Source organism: Thermocrispum sp. (genome assembly GCF_002919275.1).
In the GTDB taxonomy this organism is placed as follows: domain Bacteria; phylum Actinomycetota; class Actinomycetes; order Mycobacteriales; family Pseudonocardiaceae; genus Thermocrispum; species Thermocrispum agreste.
Genome location: NZ_PKFA01000033.1, coordinates 1 through 17,721 on the forward strand (window position 1 = coordinate 1; position 17,721 = coordinate 17,721).

Below are 17,721 nucleotides of genomic sequence, written 5' to 3' on the forward strand. Positions count from 1 at the left end.
ACCAGCTGCCCGCCGCCGCGGCACAACTTCACCGAGCTGCCGCGGATCCGGTCCGAGCGGCCCGCGTTCGAGCTGCACTACCCGCACATGGTCGAGCGGATGCACACCGAGGGGCACGTCGGCCTGACCGGCAGGCCGCGGCGCGAGCGGTCGCTGGGGGAGGTGGGCGCGACCGCGGTGGCCGACGGCGAGGGCGACAACGTGCCCGGCCCCAGCGATCCGAAGTGATCGAGGGCGCGGCACCTTACCGCCGGTAAGTTACCCTCGCCGGCATGAGATCGTTCGCCGGCAAGGTCGCGGTGGTCACCGGTGCCGCGTCGGGTATCGGTCGTGCGCTCGCTGTCGAACTGGCCGAACGCGGCGCCGTCCTCGCGCTGTCCGACATCGACACGGACGGGCTCGCCGAGACGGCAAGGCGCTGTGAGTGCCTCGGGGCGACGGTCAAGCAGGCCGAGCTCGACGTGTCCGACCGTGCCGCGGTGCATCACCACGCCGACGACGTGCGCCGGGAGCTGGGCGGCGCGAACCTGGTGATCAACAATGCCGGTGTCGCGCTCACCGGGCCGGTGGAACGGCTCGGCTGGGACGACCTGGAGTGGATCGTCGGGATCAACTTCTGGGGCGTCGTGCACGGCACGAAGGCGTTCCTGCCGCAGCTGATCGCCTCCGGCGACGGCCATGTGGTCACCATGTCCAGCGTGTTCGGGCTCGTCGCGGTGCCGAACCAGAGCGCCTACACCGCGACCAAGTTCGCCGTGCGCGGGTTCACCGAGGCGCTGCGTCAGGAGATGAAGATCGCCGGGCACCCGGTCGGCGTCAGCTGCGTCCACCCAGGCGGCATCAGGACCGCAATCGCCCGCAACGGGCGTGCCGCCGCCGGGCTGGACCGCGAGGCGCTGGCGGCGGGATTCGACCGCATCGCCCTGACCTCGCCGCGCAGCGCCGCACGCCGCATCCTGCGCGGTGTCCAACGCGATCAGGCCCGCATTCTCGTCGGTCCGGACGCCTACGTCATCGACCTCCTACCGCGCGTACTGGCCTCCGGCTACCAGCGGATCGTGTCCCTGCTGGCCGGCCGGCGGAGCTGACTCAGCGCAGTCCCGCCGCCCTGGCCAGCTCCAGCGCCAGATCGTCGGTGTGGAACCGGCGGTCGACGTAGACCAGCGCGGTCACGGCGGCGAAGAACGGCGCGGTGAGTGCGCCCGCGACCACGGATCCGAGCATGGGCAGGCTGAACACGTCGTCGGCCGGGGTGAGCGGACCGGTGATGGTCGCCGCCAGCGCGTTCACCCCGAGGATGATCACGAACGCCAGGGCAAGGACGCCGAACACCTGCCACCAGTGCCCGTAGACCAGGTCCCGCGACCGGCGCAACGCCCGCATGATCGTGGTGCGTTCCAGCACCAGCGCGGGCGCGGCCAGGCCGAAGACCACGGCCAGCCACACCCCGGGCACCAGGAACGCCAGCAGCCCGGCCGCGACCATCAGGCTGACCAGCACGGTCAGCCCGAGCAGCGGCAGCGCCAGGGGTGCGATCTCGCGCGCGGCCTCGGCCAGCGTGAGCGGCTTGCCGAGCACGGCACGGCCCACCGCGACCGTGGCGATCCCGGTGACCAGCACCAGCGCCACGGTGCTCAGCGCGGTGTCGATGCCGCTGATCGGCATCAGCCGGGCGACGTAGTCGTTGAGCTGAGTCTGGGTCGGCCGGGCGGGCAGCCGGGGCAGCTCGGCCAGCATGGGCGCGGTCAACAGGTGCACGACGGCACGGGTCACCGCCAAGGTCACCAGGGACGTGCCGAACAGCAGCGCGGCGTGCTTGCGCAGCACGTCCACCGCGCCGAGGAAGATCTCGGTCATGGTCAGCGGGCCGAGCGGGATGACGCCCGGCCGCAGCGACCGCAGTTCTGGCCATCGGGGCTGATTCGACGGACGGTTCATCACGATCGAGCCTAGCTTGCCGGCGGCAGTGCGCGCCGGGACGGGCACACCTACCGTGGAGGAAGTCGGGGAGTACCCGTGGACAGCCAGGGGTGAGACAGGGAAGGTCGTGTCGAGAGCCGGTGCCCGGGCGGCGCCGGTGGAGGGGAATGCCATGGTGACGAGGGTGTCGGCGGTGCGCGCAATGGGGGCGCTTCCCGATCCGGAGGAGATGGCGCGCCGGGCGAGGAACTCGGTGTATCGCAACGGGGCGTTCCACAACCTCGGCCGGACCACGGTGGTCCCGCCGGCCGAGGACGTGCGCTCGACGCTGCGCGAGATGTGGCGCAACCGGGGCAGCCGCAAGCCGGCGGTTCCGGTTCCGCTGACGCCCGCCCAGCCGCCCGCCCCCGGCGGACTGCACGTCACCTGGTACGGCCATGCCTCGTCGCTGGTGGAGATCTCCGGCGTCCGGTTGCTGCTCGACCCGGTGTGGGGCCCGCGCGTGTCGCCGGTGCCGATCGGGCCGCGGCGCCTGCATCCCGTGCCGCACCGGCTCGCCGACGTCGGCCGAGTGGACGCCGTGGTGCTTTCGCACGACCACTACGACCACCTCGACATGCCGACCGTCGATTGGCTGCGCGACAACACCGACGCTCCGTTCGTCGTGCCCCTGGGCGTCGGCGCCCATCTGCGGTTCTGGCAGGTGCCGGCCGAGCGCATCGTGGAGCTGGACTGGACGGAGTCGGCCGACGTCGCCGGGGTCCGCCTGACCGCGACCCCGGCTTGGCACTTCTCCGGGCGCGGCCTGCGGCGCAACCCCACGCTGTGGGCGTCGTGGGTCATCGCCGGAGCCGACGCCAGGGTCTTCTACAGCGGCGATTCCGGCTACTTCGACGGTTACGCGGCCATCGGTGCCGAGCACGGCCCGTTCGACGCGAGCTTGATCCAGGTCGGTGCCTACGCCGCGAGCTGGCCGGACGTGCACATGACGCCGGAGGAAGGGGTGCGCGCGCACCGGGACCTGCGTGGCGGCTTGCTGATCCCGGTGCACTGGGGCACCTTCACTCTCGCCCCGCATCCGTGGGCGGAGCCGGCGGAGCGCGCTGTCGCCGCCGCCGAGGCTGCGGGGGTCCCGATCGCGGTGCCGAACCCGGGACAGCGGATCGACGTCGCCACACCGCCCCCGCCGGCCCCGTGGTGGAAGGCTCACGTGGCGTCGGCGTAGCTGTCGACGACCTCGCCGATCAGCGGGAAACACACCGGGCACCGCTCGCCGAACACCAGGCGTCCCGCCTCCGCGGCACACTCCTCGAGCACGTCGCACACCAGCGCGGCCACCGCCGCTGGACAGTGCACGATCACTTCGTCGTGCTGGAAGAAGACCAGCTGGGCCTCCGGCGCCCGATCGCGCAGCTTGCTGCGCACCAGGGCCAGCAGCACCGCCGTCCAGTCGGCGGCGCTGGCCTGCACGACGAAGTTGCGGGTGAACCGGCCCCAGTCCTTGGCCGCGCGCCGGGCCGCGGCCTGCTGGGAGTCGTCGGCGCTGCCCGTCAGGGAGCGCCACGCCTCCGGCGGCGGGGGAGAAGTGCGTCCCAGGCGGGAGCGCACCAGCTCGCCACGCTCCCCGGTCAGCGCGGCTTGCTCCACGTAGCCGACGGCCACCGGGAATCGTTGCCGCAGCACCGCCAGCAGCGCACCGGCTTCACCGGCGGTCCCGCCGTACATGGCGGACAGCATGGCGACCTTGGCGCGCGCCCGGTCGCCGCCGAACGCCTCGGCCGCCAGGCCGGTGTACAAATCCTCCGCGGTGGACACCGCCGCGAGCCGCTGGTCCCCGGAGATGGCGGCGAGCACCCGTGGCTCCAGCTGGGCGGCGTCGGCCACCACCAGCTTCCAGCCGGGGTCGGCCCGGACGCAGCGGCGCAACGTCTTCGGGATCTGCAGTGCCCCGCCGCCCCGGCTCGCCCAGCGCCCGGACACCACGCCGCCGACGACGAAATGCGGGCGGAACCGGCCGTCGTGCACCCACTCGGCGAGCCAGGTCCAGCCGTGCGCGGAGTGCAGCCTGGCGAGTTCCTTGTACTTCAGCAGCGGCTCCACCGCCGGGTGGTCGACGCCCACCAGGGCCGCGGCCCGGGTCGACGGAACCTCGATCCCGGCGCGGGCGAAAGCACGCACCACGCTCGGCGGATGATCCGGGTTGACCGGTTCGCCGAACGCCGCCGCGATCCGCTCGGCCAGCTCGGCGAGCTTCGCCGGCCGGCCGCCCGCCACCCGCGGGCCGAGCAGGTCGGTGAGCAGCTGCCGGTGCACGCCGGCGTCCCACGGCAGGCCGTCCGCCGTCATCTCCGCCGCGACCAGCGTGGACGCGGACTCCGCAGCCACCAGCAGGCGCATCCGCTCCGAGGTGGGCAGGCGCTCCAGCCACCGCTCCTGCTCGGCGAGCACCACCCCGGCCGCCTCGGTGGCGGTCACCCCGTGCGGCAGGGCAGGACCGGACGGCTCGAACAGCACGCCTTGCGCGGACGGCTCGTCGGCCGGCGTGTCGTCCTCCGGGGGCGGCGGCTCACCGCGCGCCCTGGCGTACGCGGCAGCCAGGCCGCGAGGTTCGCCGTGCCTGCCCTCGTAGGCGAGCAGCAGGCCCTCGGTCGTCCGCAGGTCGTGGCAGCGACGTACCCGGACACCGGCGGACAGCAGTACCGGGTAGATCCGGTCGGTGGCGGGAAAGACCCACGTGGGCGGAGAGTTCGCTGTGCCTTCGACGTCGCGGACGATCGTGGCAAGTTCCTCGGCGGACAGGCCGCGCTTCTCGGGCAGGGCGTCGTCCAGGCCGCGGACGGAGTAGCGGCGGCCGACTCCGGCGTCCGAGTCCTCCGCGACGACGATCCGCACGCCGCCATTGTCGCCCGCCGAGCCGACAACCACGAGTGTTCCGGCACGACGACGGCCGCCCACGCCAGGCGTGGGCGGCCGCGATCACAAGTCAGCGGGCCAACGCGACGTCAGCTCGGCAGCCGGTTGCCGGTGACGGTGGAGAAGGCGTGCGCCTCCTCCGGGCGGATCCGCAGGTAGAGCGTTTCACCCTTGCGCGGCGGCGTCCGCGGGTCGACCCGGGCGATGACGTCGACGCCTCCGGCGCCCTCCGCGGCGTCGTGCCCGGGCAGGGTCGTGTAGCAGAAGGCGTCCGATCCCAGCTCCTCGACCACCTGCACGGTGGCGGGGAAGCCGGGCGGCTGCGTGTCGGCGGAGACGATCTCCAGCGACTCCGGACGGAAGCCCAGCACGATGCTGTCCGCGCCTTCGGCGGCCGCGGCGTCCAGCGTGGTGCGCGAAACCGGGATGGTGACCCCGGCGATGCTCACCCCGCCATCGGTGATCTTGGCGGTGTGCAGGTTCATCGCGGGCGAGCCGATGAACCCGGCGACGAACGTGTTCGCGGGCTTGTCGTACAGCGCGCGCGGGGTGTCGCACTGCTGCAGCACGCCGTCCTTGAGCAAGGCCACCCGGTCACCCATGGTCATCGCTTCCACCTGGTCGTGGGTGACGTAGACGGTGGTGGTGCCCAGCCTGCGCTGCAGCGCGGCGATCTGGGTCCGGGTGGACACGCGCAGCTTGGCGTCCAGGTTGGACAGCGGCTCGTCCATCAGGAACACCTGCGGCTCGCGCACGATGGCGCGGCCCATGGCCACGCGCTGCCGCTGGCCACCGGACAGCGCCTTCGGCTTGCGGTCCAGGTACGGCTCCAGGTCGAGCAGCTTGGCGGCCTCGGCGACCCGCTGTTTGATCTCCGACTTCGGCTTGCCTGCGATCTTGAGCGCGAAGCCCATGTTCTCCGCCACCGTCATGTGCGGGTACAGCGCGTAGTTCTGGAACACCATCGCGATGTCCCGCTGCTTGGGCGGCAGGTTGGTCACGTCCCGGTCGCCGATCCGGATGGCGCCTTCGTCCAGCGGTTCCAGCCCAGCGAGCATGCGCAGCGACGTCGACTTCCCGCACCCGGACGGCCCGATGAGCACGAGGAATTCGCCGTCTTCGATCTCGAGGTCGAGAGCGTCGACTGCGGCTCGCTCCGAGCCCGGGTAGCGGCGGGTGGCCGCTTCATAGCGCACAGCTGCCATTGTGTGTCTCTCCCCTTTAACCCTTGATGCTGCCCGCGGTCAGCCCGCTGACCAGGTAGCGCTCGATGAATGCGAACAGTACGACCACCGGGACGACGGCGACAAGGGAGGCCGCGAACAGGTACTGCCACTGCACCTGGTATTCCCCGATGAAACTGGTGATGCCGACGGTCAGCGGCTGGGTGTCCGCGTCGGTCGTCAGCGTCAGAGCCACGATGAACTCGTTCCACGCCGCGATGAACGTGAAGATCACCGCGGTGATCACCCCCGGCACCGCCAGTGGCAGCGTGACCTTGGCCAACGCGGCCAGCCGCCCGCACCCGTCCAGCAGCGCCGCCTCCTCCAGCTCCACCGGGATGGAGGAGAAGTAGGCGTGCAGGATCCAGATGGAGAATGCCAGGTTGAAGCCGGCGTTGGTGAGGATCAGCGCCAGGTAGGTGTCGGTCAGCCCGAGCACCTTCATTTCCCGGAAGATCCCGATCACCAGGGCCGTTGGGGCAAACATCTGGGTGACCAGGACCAGCAGCAGGAACGCCCGGCGGCCCCGGAACCGGCGCCGCGCGGTGTAGTAGGCGGCAGGCAACGCCACCGCCACGGCCAGCACGGTCGACAGCCCGGCGATGATCAGCGTGTTGCGCAGGTACTCGAACAGCGGGATGCGATCCCACACCTCGACGAAGTTCGACCACTGCCACGTCTCGGGCAGGTAGCCCTGCGGGAACGTGAACACCTCCGACCGCGGTTTCAGCGCGGTGACGAACATGTACAGGTAGGGCGCCAGCACGAAGAAGGCGACCAGCCAGGCCAGCGCGGCGATCACCGCCGTGCGGATCGGGTGGGCCCGCATCAGTCGACCTCCTTCCACCGCACCGCCTTGAGGTAGAACAGCACCATCACCACGATCATCAGGAAGTTCAGCACCGCCATCGCCGCGGACTGGCCGACCTCCTTGTCCAGCCGGAGCAGCTTGAACATGAACGTGGTGGTGGTGTCGGTGTCGTGCCCCGGGCCGCCGCGGGTCATCGCCCAGATGATCGGGAACGAGTTGAACACGTTGATCACGTTGATCACCGTCGCGACCAGCACGGCGGGTTTGAGCAGCGGCAACGTGATGGTGCGGTAGGTCCGCCAGCGCGAGGCGCCGTCCACCTGCGCCGCCTCGTACACGTCGCCCGGGATGGTCTGCAGGCCGGCGAGCAGCACGTAGGTGGTGAACGGAAGCGACACGAACACCGCCACCCACATCAGCCACAGCCAGGCCAGACCCGGTTCACCGAGCCAATCACGCGGCGCGTCGATCAGGCCGAGATCCAGCAGGATCGTGTTGCCCATGCCGTGGAAGAAGTCGAGGATCCAGCGCCACACGATGGCGGTCATCACCACCGACGCCGCCCACGGCACGATCATCGCCCAGCGCACCAGCTTGCGGCCGGGGAACCGGGCGTTGAGCAGCTGGGCGAGCCCCAGCGAGATCAGCAGGGTGACCCCGACGACGCCGACGACCCAGATCAGCGTGCGGATCAGCACCGGCACCAGGTCCGGCTCGTCGAACAGCGCCTCGAAGTTCTCCAGCCCAGCCCAGCCGCGGATGACCCCGGCGCGGGACACCTCCCGCACCGACGTCAGCACCATCTCGACCACCGGCCACAGCACGACGCCGGCGATCAACAGCAGGGCAGGGCCGAGCCACAGCAGCGGGGTCAGCGGATGGTCGGTTCCCGGACGCTTGCCCCGGCCGGGGGAGGGGCGACCCGCACCGGGTTTCCCGGTGGGCGGGCCGCCCGCTTTCCCCACACCGGTCGCGGCGGACGCCGGAACCGTCTTCGATGTCGCGGTCACGACCGGTCAGCCTCTCAGCCCTCGGCGGTCTTCTGCAGCTGCTCCAGCACCTTCTTCGGGTCGGTGCCCTGCACGGCCTTGCCGATCTGCTGCTTGACCGCACCGTCCACCGCGGTCCACTTCGGGTCGGTCACCGGGTAGAACTTGGCCTGCGGCAGCGCCTCGACGAACGGCTTCATCTTCTCGTCGTCGGACAGCGCCTCGCTCGCCGACTGCGTGGTGGGCAGGAAGCCCTCGGTGGTGATGAACTTGCTGTAGTTCTCCTCCTGGTAGAAGAAGGTGAGGAACTTCCGCAGCGTCTCCTGCGCGCCCTTGCCGTTGTCGAACGCCATCAGATAGTCCTGCACGCCGAGCGTGCTGGGCTCCATGCCCTCCTCGGCCACCGGGTTGGGCGCGATGCCGTACTCGAACTTGTTGCCCTGGTCGGCGATGTTGTTGTGGGTCTGCGGCAGGCCGCGGATCATGCCGATCCGGCCGGCGGCGAACGCCTCGATCACGTCGGCGCGGTCGGTCTTGGCCGGGTTCGGCTGGGTCAGCCCCTCGTCCACCATGCTCTTGAGGAACTGCAGCGTCTCCAGGTTCTCCGGGCTGTCGATGGTCCAGTTGCCCTGGTCGTCGACCCAGTGCCCGCCGTTGGAGTTGATCCAGATCTGGAACTCGCCCTGCGCCTCCTCCGGTCCGAGCGGCAGGCCGTAGCCGATGGCGTCGCCGGGCAGGTCGCTGATCTTCTTGGCCGCTTCCTTCAGCTCGTCCCAGGTCTTCGGCGGCTCGCTGATCTTGGCCTTGGCGAACAGGTCCTTGTTGTAGAACAGCAGCCGGGCACTGGCGATGAACGGCAGGCCGTACTGCTCACCCTCGAACTTCGAACTCTCCGCGAAGCTCGGGATGAAGTCGTCGAGGACCTCCTTCGGCAGCACGTCGCCGGCCTTGTACAGCAGGCCGTCCTCGGCGAAGTCGGCGAACTTGTTCAGGTTGAGCAGGTCGGGCGCCTTGTCGTTGAGCACGAGGTTCTGCACGTGCCCGTCGATGTCGTCCCAGCTGATCACCTGCAGGTCCACCTTCAAGCCGGGGTTGGCCTTCTCGAACCGGGAGACCAGGTCCTGCCAGTAGGGCTCGGTCTTGTCGCTGTACTCGGCGGCGACGAAGGTGATCGTCTTGCCGTCGCCGTCCGCCTCGTCGGACCCGCAGGCTGCGGCCGCGGTGAGGGCCAGCGTTGCGGTCGCGCCCAGCGCGACCACGCGCATGGCCGCGCGGGATGCTCTGCGTGAAAACCTCATCCTGACGCGCCCCTTTCTGCTGTTCTCGGGCTTAGCGCGTGTCTCGGACTGCGTGAATTTGTGCAGTGTTACCTAATATCAAGCAGAAATCAACAGGTCTAGACCATTCGTTAGGCACGTATGACCTTGAGTCCCGCCGCGGTGAAACGATCGAGCAGATCTTTCGGCGCCGATCGGTCGGTGACCAGGACGTCCACGTCCTCGATCGGGCAGATGCGGCTGAACGCGTGCCGACCGAGCTTAGACGCATCGGCCACGATGACAACCTGACGCGCGCGCGAGGCCATCAGCGTGTTGATCCTGGACTCGCCCTCGTGGTGGGCCGACGCGCCGTGCGAGACGTCCAGCCCGTCCACGCCGAGGAACACGATGTCCAGGCTCAGGTTGTCCAGGATGTGCTCGGCCAGCGGGCCGATCAGCTCGTAGGACTGGGTGCGCGCCACCCCGCCGGTGACCACCACCTTGATGTGCGGCCGCACGGTCAGCTCGTTGGCGATGTTGAGCGCGTTGGTGACGAACGTGATGGACTGCCCGCCCGTGCCGTCGTGCGCGCCTTCCTGCAGGTCGGCGCGGGTGGCGATGGCGCGGGCGACCTCGGTGGTGGTGGTCCCGCCGTTGCTGCCGACGATCGCGCCCGGGCTGACCAGCGCCGCGGCCGCCCGCCCGATCCGTTGCTTCTCCTCGGCCTTGCGCACCGACTTGTAGCGCAGCGGCAGGTCGTAGGCGGTGGCGTTGGGCACCGCGCCGCCGTGCGTGCGGGTGAGCAGCTGCTGCTCGGCCAGGGTGTCCAGGTCGCGCCGGATCGTCGCGGGGGACACCGACAGCTCGGCGGCCGCCTCGTCGACGTTCAGCTCGCCGCGCTCGGCGAGCAGCTCCAGCAGGGCGTTCAGCCGGGCGTACTTGCGCATGGCCGAGCCTCCTTCATGTCCGGGCCGGCTGTTGCGTGATCATGTTCATTTCTGCAACTATCATGCAATATTGCGCAGCGTGGCGCGAGGGTCGAGATCGACAACCCATCCGAGAGGGGTCCGAGATGTCCACATCGAGGCGGAATGTCCCGGCGCGCGAACGGGGGCGGGGACGGTGAGTCACGTCGAGGTGGAGATCGCCAGCCAGCCGGACTGCTGGCGGAAGGCCGCCGAGCTGGCCGCCACGCACGCCGCCGCGTTGCCGCGGCCCGGCGAGCGGGTGGCGGTGACCGGCTGCGGGACGTCGCTGTTCATGTCGCAGACCATCGCCGCGCTGCGCGAACGGCACGGCGGCGAGCTGGGCGGGGAGACCGACGCGCTGCCCGCGTCGGAGTTCCCGGGGACCCGGCGGTACGACCGGGTACTAGCGCTGTCCCGGTCCGGCACCACCACCGAGGTGGTGGACCTGCTGCGCCGGCTGCGCGGGACGGTGCCCACCACGGTGATCACCGCCGACGCGAGCACGCCGGTGGTCGAGGCCGCCGACGAGGCAGTGGTGCTGGACTTCGCCGACGAGCAGTCGGTGGTGCAGACCCGGTTCGCCACCACCGCGCTCGCGGTGTTGCGTGCCCACCTGGGCCAGGATCTCGAGCCGTTGATCGCCGACGCCGAGCGCGCGGTGGCCGAGCCGTTGCCGGACGGCGCGGTCGAGGCGACCCAGTTCACCTTCCTGGGCCGCGGCTGGACCGTGGGCATCGCCAACGAGGCGGGCCTGAAGCTGCGCGAGGCGTCGCTGTCCTGGGCCGAGTCCTACCCTGCGATGGAGTACCGGCACGGCCCGATCAGCGTGACCGACGAGCGCAGCCTGGTGTGGATGCTGGGGGAGGCGCCGGAGGGCCTGGCCGACGACGTGCGGCGGACCGGTGGCCGGTGGGTCGAGGCGGACCGGGACGCGATGGTCGAGCTGATCCGGGCGCAGCGGCTCGCAGTGGCACTGGCCGAGCGTGCCGCCATCGACCCGGACCAGCCGCGCAACCTGGCGTACTCAATCATCCTGAACAAGTGAGCGAGTGCGTCATCGCCGTCGACGTCGGCGGCACGGCGATCAAGGCGGGCCTGGTCGACCCCACCGGCACGCTGCACGCCCCCCGCAGCGTGCCGACCGACCGGGCGGCGGGCGCCGATGGCGTGGTGGGCCAGGTCGTCGCGTGCATCCAGGAGCTGGAGACCGGCGCGCGGCGCGCCGGCCACACCCCGGTCGCGGTCGGTGTGGCGGTTCTCGGACTGACCGACGACGAAGCGGGCATCGCGGTGCTGTCGGCCAACATGGGCTGGCGCGACGTGCCCCTTCGGGCACTGTTGCAGGAGAAGACAGCGCTGCCGGTGGCGTTCGGCCACGACGTGCGCGCCGGCGGCCTGGCGGAGGCCGTGCTCGGCGCCGGGCGCGGGGCTGGTGACCACCTGTTCCTGGCCATCGGCACCGGGGTGGCCGGCGCGATCATGGTCGGCGGCGAGCCGTACCGGGGTACCGGGTTCGCCGGCGAGATCGGCCACATCGAGGTGGACTCGCCGTCCGCGGGCCCGTGCGGCTGCGGCGGCCGCAACTGCCTGGAGACGGTGGTCTCCGCCCGGGCGCTGGCGCAGCACTACGCCGAGCGCACCGGGGAGCAGGTCACCGCGGCGGAGGTGGCCGCCCGGGTGGACGCCGGAGACGAGCACGCGCGCCAGCTGTGGGCCGAGATGGTCGACGCGCTGGCCGGTGCGCTGTGCATGTACTGCTCGCTGCTCGCCCCGGAGCTGATCGTCGTCGGCGGCGGGCTGGCCGAAGCCGGCCCGCGGCTGCTCGAGCCGCTGCGCGCGCGGCTGGCCGAGCGGCTGAGTTTCCAGAAGCGGCCCCGGCTGGTCCCGGCCGAGCTGGGGGAGCGGGCCGGCTGTCTCGGGGCGGGCTTGTTCGCGTGGCAACGTGTTGGCCGGCCGGTGCCGGTACGGGAGCGGAACTGATGACCATTTACGCGGCCGAACGGTTGGTGACCCCGCACGAGGTGCTCGCGCCCGGGTGGTTCCGGGTGGACGGCGACCGGATCACCGAGGTCGGTGCGGGGTCGCCCGCGGAAACCGCCGAGCGGCTGGACGGCTGGGTGCTGCCCGGATTCGTCGACATGCACGTGCACGGCGGCGGGGGAGCCAGCTTCACCACCGGCGATCCCGAGCAGGCGCGGCGGGCGGCGGCGTTCCATCGGCGGCACGGCACCACCACGATGCTGGCGAGCCTGGTCACCGCGCCCCCGGAGCAGCTGCTGGCGGCGGTGCGCGAACTGGTGCCCTTGGTGGCCGACGGAACGCTGGCCGGCGTGCACCTGGAAGGGCCGTTCCTGGCCGAGGCGCGCTGCGGCGCCCACGACCCCGAGCTGCTGCTCGAGCCGGACGGCGAGCTGCTGGACGACCTGCTGCGCGCCGGCTGCGGCACCGTGCGGATGGTCACCGTCGCTCCCGAGCGGCCGGGTGGCATGGATCTGATCAAGAAGTTGGCCGCGGCGGACGTGGTGGCGGCGGTTGGGCATTCCGATGCGACGTTCGACGTGGCCGCCGAGGCTTTCCGCGCGGGGGCCACCGTCGCCACCCACTTGTTCAACGGAATGCCGCCGCTGCATCACCGCAAGCCGGGGGTCGTCGGCGCGGCGCTGCATCACCCGGCCGCCGTGGTGGAGTTGATCAACGACGGGGTCCATCTGCATCCCGCGGTGGTGGCCGGGGTCTTCGCGCAGGTCGGCAGCGAGCGGGTCGCCCTGGTGACCGATGCGATGTCCGCTGCCGGGGCCGGCGACGGCGAGTACGAGCTCGGCGGGCAGCGCGTCCGGGTGGCAAACGGCGTCGCGCGCATCGCGGCGACCGGGTCCATCGCCGGGAGCACGCTGACCATGGATGCCGCGGTGCGAGCGGCCGTGGCGGCGGGGGTGTCCGTCGTCGACGCCTCCCGCGCGGCCTCCGGGACCCCGGCGCGAGCCATCGGGCTCGTGGACCGGGGTGAGATCGCCGCCGGGCAGCGTGCCGACCTCGTGGTGCTCGACGACGACTTGCAGGTGCGCCGTGTCGCCCGCGGAGGCCGGTGGCAGTGATTCTGACGGTCACTCCCAACACCGCGTGGGACGTCACGTACTGGGTGGACGAGCTGGTCAGGCACGCGTCGGCGCGGGTGCGGTCGATCGACGCGCGCGCCGGTGGCAAGGGAGTGAACGTCGCCAGAGTGCTGCATGCGGCCGGTCATGACGTGCTGGCGTGCGGATTCGTGGGCGGGGTGACGGGGGAGCAGATCCGCGCCGAACTCCGGTCGGCGGGCCTGCCCGAGGCGATGACGCCCATTGCCGGGGAGTCCCGCAAGACGGTCACGGTGGTGGATTCCGACGCGACCGTGCTGCTGGAGCCGGGTCCGACGGTGACGGCGGAGGAGTGGAGCGCGCTGGTCACGGGATATCGGCGGCACCTTGCCGACGCCGCGGTGGTGGTGCTCAGCGGGTCGCTGCCGCCGGGGGTGCCGCCCGACGGGTATGCCGAGCTCGGCCGGCTCGCCGCGGACGCCGGTGTCCCGGTCGTCCTCGACTCGTCGGGCGACGCGTTGCGGCACGGCCTGCGCGGACGCCCTGCCGTCGTCAAGCCGAACAGCGCGGAACTGGCGACCGTGGCTTCCGGCGATCCCCGGACGGCGGCCGCCGCGATGCGGGAAGCCGGGGCGGGCGACGTGGTGGTGTCTCTCGGGGCGGATGGCCTGCTGGCGGTGACCGGCGAAGGCGTCTGGCGTGCGGTCGCCGAGCCGGTGCAGGGCAATCCGACCGGTGCCGGCGACGCCGTGGTGGCTGCGCTCGCCGTCGGGCTGGCGACCGGTCGGCCGTGGCCGGAGCGGCTGGCCGAAGCGGCGGCCATGGGCGGTGCCGCCGTTGCCGCGCCCCTGGCGGGCGACGTGGACAAGGACACCTATCACCGGCTGCGCGCCGCCGTGTCGGTGCGCAAGGTCGAGGAGACGTCATGCCATTGACACTCACCGGCGAGATCGTGGCCGCCGAGTCGGCCGCAGGAGCGGCGACCGGGGCGTTCAACGTCATCCAGCTCGAACACGCGCAGGCCATCGTGGCGGGGGCCGAACGGGCGGGCAGGCCGGTCATCCTGCAGATCAGCGAGAACTGCGTGCGGTACCACGGCGGCCTGGCGCCGATCGGTGCGGCCACGCTGGCCGTCGCGCGGGCAGCGGAGGTCCCGGTCGCGGTCCATGCCGACCATGTGACCAACGAACAGCTGGTGCGTGAGGCCGTCGAGTTGGGCTTCGGGTCGGTGATGTTCGACGCGTCGGCCTTGCCCTACGAGGAGAACGTGGCGGTCACCGCGGAGATCACGCGCTGGTGTCACGAGCGGGGCGTGTGGGTCGAGGCCGAGCTCGGCGAAGTGGGCGGAAAGGACGGAGTCCACGCCCCCGGGGCACGCACCGACCCCGGCGAAGCCGCTGCGTTCGTCGCCGCCACCGGAGTGGACGCGCTCGCCGTGGCCGTCGGCTCCAGCCATGCGATGACGACTCGCGACGCCAAGCTGGATTTCGACCTGATCGCCCAGTTGCACGCGGCGGTGGACGTGCCGCTGGTGCTGCACGGCTCGTCGGGAGTCCCCGACGACGATCTGGCCAAGGCCGTCCGGGCAGGTATGCGGAAGATCAACATCGCCACCCATCTGAACGCCGTCTTCACCAGGACGGTGCGGGAACGCCTGGCGGAGAAACCGGAGCTGGTGGACACCCGCAAGTACATCGGGCCGGCGCGGGACGCGGTCGCGGCCGAAGTAGCCAGGCTGCTGGGCGTGCTGTCCCGCTGACCGTTTTCGCGTTCTTCGATCGTCCATGGGGGTGCGGCGTCGGCTCGCATCGGGGTGCGGCGTCGGCTCGCCGGTTCCCGCGCCACTGGCCGCCCTCACCGCGGCATGAGGGATCCTCGCGCGGCCGTATGCAACATGTTGCACTGCGACGAGTTGCATATTACCGTTCTCGTGTGGCGCTGGAGCACGCGATTCTGGTCGCGTTACAGGAGAAGTCGGGCAGTGGTTACGAGCTGGCCCGCCGGTTCGACCGGTCGATCGGGTACTTCTGGGCGGCCAGCCATCAGCAGATCTACCGCACGCTCAAACGCATGGTCGAGCTCGGCTGGGTCGACGTGCAGGCGGTGGTCCAGCAGGGCAGGCCGGACAAGAAGGTCTACCGGGTGTCCGACGCGGGCCGGGCCGAGCTGCGCCGGTGGCTGGCCGAGCCGGACGGTCCCGCGGCCGTCCGCAACGATCTGGCGGTGAAGGTGCGCGGGGCGTCGATGGGCGACGTGCGCGACGTGATGGAGCAGGTCGCCAGGCACCGAGACCGGCACGCCGAACGGCTCGACGAGTATCGCGCGATCGAGCAGCGCGACTTCCCGGATGCCGGCCGGCTGACCGGGCAGCGCCTGCACCAGTACCTGGTGTTGCGGGCAGGCATCCGGTCGGAGCAATGCGCCGTCGAGTGGTGCGACGAAGTGCTGGAAGCCATGCGGCGGGACGAGGAAGGGAGCCGGGGATGACCGAGACGACGGCCGATGGCGATCGTCCGGACGGTGCCGACTCGGGCGGGGGCGAGTACCCGAACCTGCTGCGCCCGCTCGACCTGGGCTTCACCACGCTGCCCAACCGCGTGGTGATGGGGTCGATGCACGTCGGGCTCGAGGACCGGGCCAAGCGGTTCCCGGCGTGGGCGGAGTACTTCGCAGAACGCGCCCGGGGTGGGGCCGCTCTGATCGTCACCGGCGGTTTCGCGCCGAACCGGACGGGCTGGCTGTATCCGTTCGCGTCGAAAATGAGCACGCGCGCCGAGGCCCGCAAGCACCGGATCGTCACCCGCGCGGTGCACGACGAGGGCGGAAAAATCGCGCTGCAGCTGCTGCACGCCGGCCGGTACGCCTACCACCCGTTCTCGGTGTCCGCATCCGCGGTCAAGGCGCCCATCAATCCGTTCACGCCACGGGCGATGAGTGACCGCGCGATCCGCAGGACGATCGACGACTTCGCCTGCGCCGCGGAGCTCGCCCGCGAGGCGGACTACGACGGCGTCGAGATCATGGGCTCCGAGGGCTACCTGATCAATCAGTTCCTCGCGCCGCGCACCAACCGGCGAACCGACCGGTGGGGCGGCTCGGCGGAGAACCGCAGGCGGTTCGCCGTCGAGATCGTGCGCCGGGTCCGCGAGCGGGTGGGCGCGGACTTCATCGTCGTGTACCGGATGTCGATGCTGGACCTGGTGCCGGAGGGCCAGACGTGGGACGAGATCGTCGCGCTGGCCAAGGACGTCGAGGCGGCCGGGGCCACCATGATCAACACCGGCATCGGCTGGCACGAGGCCCGCGTGCCGACCATCGTGACCTCGGTGCCGCGCGCGGCGTTCACGCACGTCACGGCCAGGCTCAAGGCGCACGTGTCGATTCCGCTGATCACGTCCAACCGGATCAACATGCCGCAGGTTGCCGAGGAGGTGCTCGCGCGCGGGGACGCCGACCTGGTGTCGCTGGCCCGGCCGTTCCTGGCCGATCCACAGTGGGTGCGCAAGGCGCAGCAAGGCCGCGCCGACGAGATCAACACCTGCATCGCGTGCAACCAGGCGTGCCTCGACCACACGTTCGCCATGAAGCCCGCGACCTGCCTGGTCAATCCGCGGGCGGGCAACGAGACCACGCTGCGGTTGCTGCCTGCTCGCCGGGTGAAGCGGATCGCCGTGGTCGGCGCGGGGCCCGCCGGGCTGGCGGCGGCCACCACGCTCGCCGAACGCGGGCATCACGTGGAGCTGTTCGAGGCGGAAGACGAGATCGGCGGCCAGTTCGCCATGGCCAAGCGCATTCCGGGCAAGGAGGAGTTCGCCGAGACGATTCGGTACTTCACCCGGCGGATCGAGGTGACCGGCGTGAAGCTGCACCTCGGCGAGCTGGTCACCGCCCAGCGGCTGGTGGACGGCGAGTTCGACGAGGTCGTGGTGGCGACCGGGGTCGTCCCGCGCGTTCCGCAGATCGAGGGGATCGACCACCCGTCGGTGCTGTCCTACGTGGACGTGCTGCGACACGGCAAGGAGGTCGGCGACAAGGTCGCCGTGATCGGGGCCGGGGGCATCGGCGTCGACGTCGCCGAGTTCCTGACCCACACCCGGTCGCCGTCGCTGGACATCTCCATGTGGCAGCGTGAGTGGGGGGTGGCCGACCTTCCGGACGTTCGCGGCGGCGTGGGGGAGCCGGCGCCGGAGCGGCCGCCGCGGAAGGTGTACCTGTTGCAGCGCAAGACCTCGAAGATCGGCAAGGACCTGGGCAAGACCACGGGCTGGGTGCACCGCGCCGCGCTGCAGGCCAAGGGGGTCGAGCAGATCACCGGGGTGGCCTACCGGCGCATCGACGACGACGGACTGCACATCGTCTACGGCAAGGATCACCGCCGGACCCGGGTGTTGAACGTGGACACGGTGGTGATCTGCGCAGGCCAGGAATCCCGGCGCGACGTGGCCGACGACCTGATCGCCAAGGGGGTGGTCACGCACGTCATCGGCGGCGCCGACGTCGCCGCGGAACTGGACGCGAAGCGGGCCATCGACCAGGGGACGAGGCTGGCCGCCACCATCTGACA

The 17,721-nt window shown here is 71.1% G+C and carries 16 protein-coding genes and 1 pseudogene; 10 read left to right on the top strand and 7 right to left on the bottom strand.

Annotated elements, in window-relative coordinates; all coding sequences use genetic code 11:
* Together CXP56_RS06975 and CXP56_RS06980 are read left to right on the top strand one after the other, a co-directional pair.
* Nucleotides 1-228: pseudogene (locus tag CXP56_RS06975) on the top strand (cytochrome ubiquinol oxidase subunit I); the annotation flags it as partial.
* 44 nt (nt 229-272) lie between these two features.
* Nucleotides 273-1,088: an SDR family NAD(P)-dependent oxidoreductase gene (locus tag CXP56_RS06980; RefSeq protein ID WP_028846544.1), complete on the top strand. Its 816-nt coding sequence runs from the start codon at nt 273-275 to the stop codon at nt 1,086-1,088.
* A 1-nt stretch (nt 1,089) separates the two neighbouring features.
* On the opposite strand, the gene CXP56_RS06985 is transcribed toward CXP56_RS06980, so the two are convergent.
* Complete coding sequence (locus CXP56_RS06985) at nt 1,090-1,938, bottom strand: YciC family protein (protein ID WP_156899093.1); 849 nt, start codon at nt 1,936-1,938, stop codon at nt 1,090-1,092.
* Between the two features lie 184 nt (nt 1,939-2,122).
* Between CXP56_RS06985 and CXP56_RS06990 the strand changes: the two genes are divergently transcribed.
* Nucleotides 2,123-3,145 (top strand): MBL fold metallo-hydrolase, encoded by a 1,023-nt coding sequence (locus tag CXP56_RS06990; protein WP_051309650.1) that lies wholly within the window; start codon nt 2,123-2,125, stop codon nt 3,143-3,145.
* Here CXP56_RS06990 and CXP56_RS06995 read toward each other — a convergent pair.
* From CXP56_RS06995 to CXP56_RS07020, 6 genes are all read right to left on the bottom strand, one after another.
* Nucleotides 3,127-4,812, bottom strand: coding sequence for a bifunctional 3'-5' exonuclease/DNA polymerase (locus CXP56_RS06995; protein ID WP_502694566.1), 1,686 nt, complete (start codon nt 4,810-4,812; stop codon nt 3,127-3,129). The genes CXP56_RS06990 and CXP56_RS06995 overlap by 19 nt on opposite strands.
* A 110-nt stretch (nt 4,813-4,922) precedes the next feature.
* Nucleotides 4,923-6,038 (bottom strand): ABC transporter ATP-binding protein, encoded by a 1,116-nt coding sequence (locus CXP56_RS07000; protein WP_028846547.1) that lies wholly within the window; start codon nt 6,036-6,038, stop codon nt 4,923-4,925.
* 16 nt (nt 6,039-6,054) lie between these two features.
* Complete coding sequence (locus CXP56_RS07005; RefSeq protein ID WP_028846548.1) at nt 6,055-6,885, bottom strand: carbohydrate ABC transporter permease; 831 nt, start codon at nt 6,883-6,885, stop codon at nt 6,055-6,057.
* Nucleotides 6,885-7,877: a carbohydrate ABC transporter permease gene (locus tag CXP56_RS07010; protein WP_245566536.1), complete on the bottom strand. Its 993-nt coding sequence runs from the start codon at nt 7,875-7,877 to the stop codon at nt 6,885-6,887. Before CXP56_RS07010 ends, CXP56_RS07005 begins: the two co-directional genes overlap by 1 nt.
* 14 nt (nt 7,878-7,891) lie before the next feature.
* Nucleotides 7,892-9,121: an extracellular solute-binding protein gene (locus CXP56_RS07015; RefSeq protein WP_028846550.1), complete on the bottom strand. Its 1,230-nt coding sequence runs from the start codon at nt 9,119-9,121 to the stop codon at nt 7,892-7,894.
* Between the two features lie 143 nt (nt 9,122-9,264).
* Nucleotides 9,265-10,062, bottom strand: a complete 798-nt coding sequence (locus CXP56_RS07020; protein WP_028846551.1) for a DeoR/GlpR family DNA-binding transcription regulator — start codon at nt 10,060-10,062, stop codon at nt 9,265-9,267.
* Between the two features lie 175 nt (nt 10,063-10,237).
* Here CXP56_RS07020 and CXP56_RS07025 point away from each other — a divergent pair, with 175 nt between their 5' ends.
* The 7 genes from CXP56_RS07025 to CXP56_RS07055 all read left to right on the top strand — a co-directional run bounded on the left by CXP56_RS07025 (nt 10,238) and on the right by CXP56_RS07055 (nt 17,719).
* Nucleotides 10,238-11,128: an SIS domain-containing protein gene (locus CXP56_RS07025; RefSeq protein WP_028846552.1), complete on the top strand. Its 891-nt coding sequence runs from the start codon at nt 10,238-10,240 to the stop codon at nt 11,126-11,128.
* Nucleotides 11,125-12,063 (top strand): ROK family protein, encoded by a 939-nt coding sequence (locus CXP56_RS07030; RefSeq protein WP_286900478.1) that lies wholly within the window; start codon nt 11,125-11,127, stop codon nt 12,061-12,063. Before CXP56_RS07025 ends, CXP56_RS07030 begins: the two co-directional genes overlap by 4 nt.
* Entirely contained in the window at nt 12,063-13,178 is a 1,116-nt protein-coding gene (nagA, locus tag CXP56_RS07035; RefSeq protein ID WP_286900480.1) for an N-acetylglucosamine-6-phosphate deacetylase, read from the top strand. The genes CXP56_RS07030 and nagA overlap by 1 nt, the downstream gene beginning before the upstream one ends.
* Nucleotides 13,169-14,092 carry a 1-phosphofructokinase family hexose kinase gene (locus tag CXP56_RS07040; protein ID WP_342665090.1) on the top strand — a complete coding sequence of 308 codons (924 nt, stop codon included), beginning with the start codon at nt 13,169-13,171 and terminating at the stop codon, nt 14,090-14,092. The genes nagA and CXP56_RS07040 overlap by 10 nt, the downstream gene beginning before the upstream one ends.
* The gene (locus CXP56_RS07045; protein WP_028846555.1) at nt 14,083-14,916 is read left to right on the top strand and encodes a class II fructose-bisphosphate aldolase; all 834 of its coding nucleotides are present in this window, start codon (nt 14,083-14,085) and stop codon (nt 14,914-14,916) included. Before CXP56_RS07040 ends, CXP56_RS07045 begins: the two co-directional genes overlap by 10 nt.
* Before the next feature lie 173 nt (nt 14,917-15,089).
* Nucleotides 15,090-15,644, top strand: coding sequence for a PadR family transcriptional regulator (locus CXP56_RS07050; RefSeq protein ID WP_028846556.1), 555 nt, complete (start codon nt 15,090-15,092; stop codon nt 15,642-15,644).
* Nucleotides 15,641-17,719, top strand: a complete 2,079-nt coding sequence (locus CXP56_RS07055; protein ID WP_286900482.1) for an NADPH-dependent 2,4-dienoyl-CoA reductase — start codon at nt 15,641-15,643, stop codon at nt 17,717-17,719. Before CXP56_RS07050 ends, CXP56_RS07055 begins: the two co-directional genes overlap by 4 nt.
* Nucleotides 17,720-17,721 lie beyond the last annotated feature (2 nt).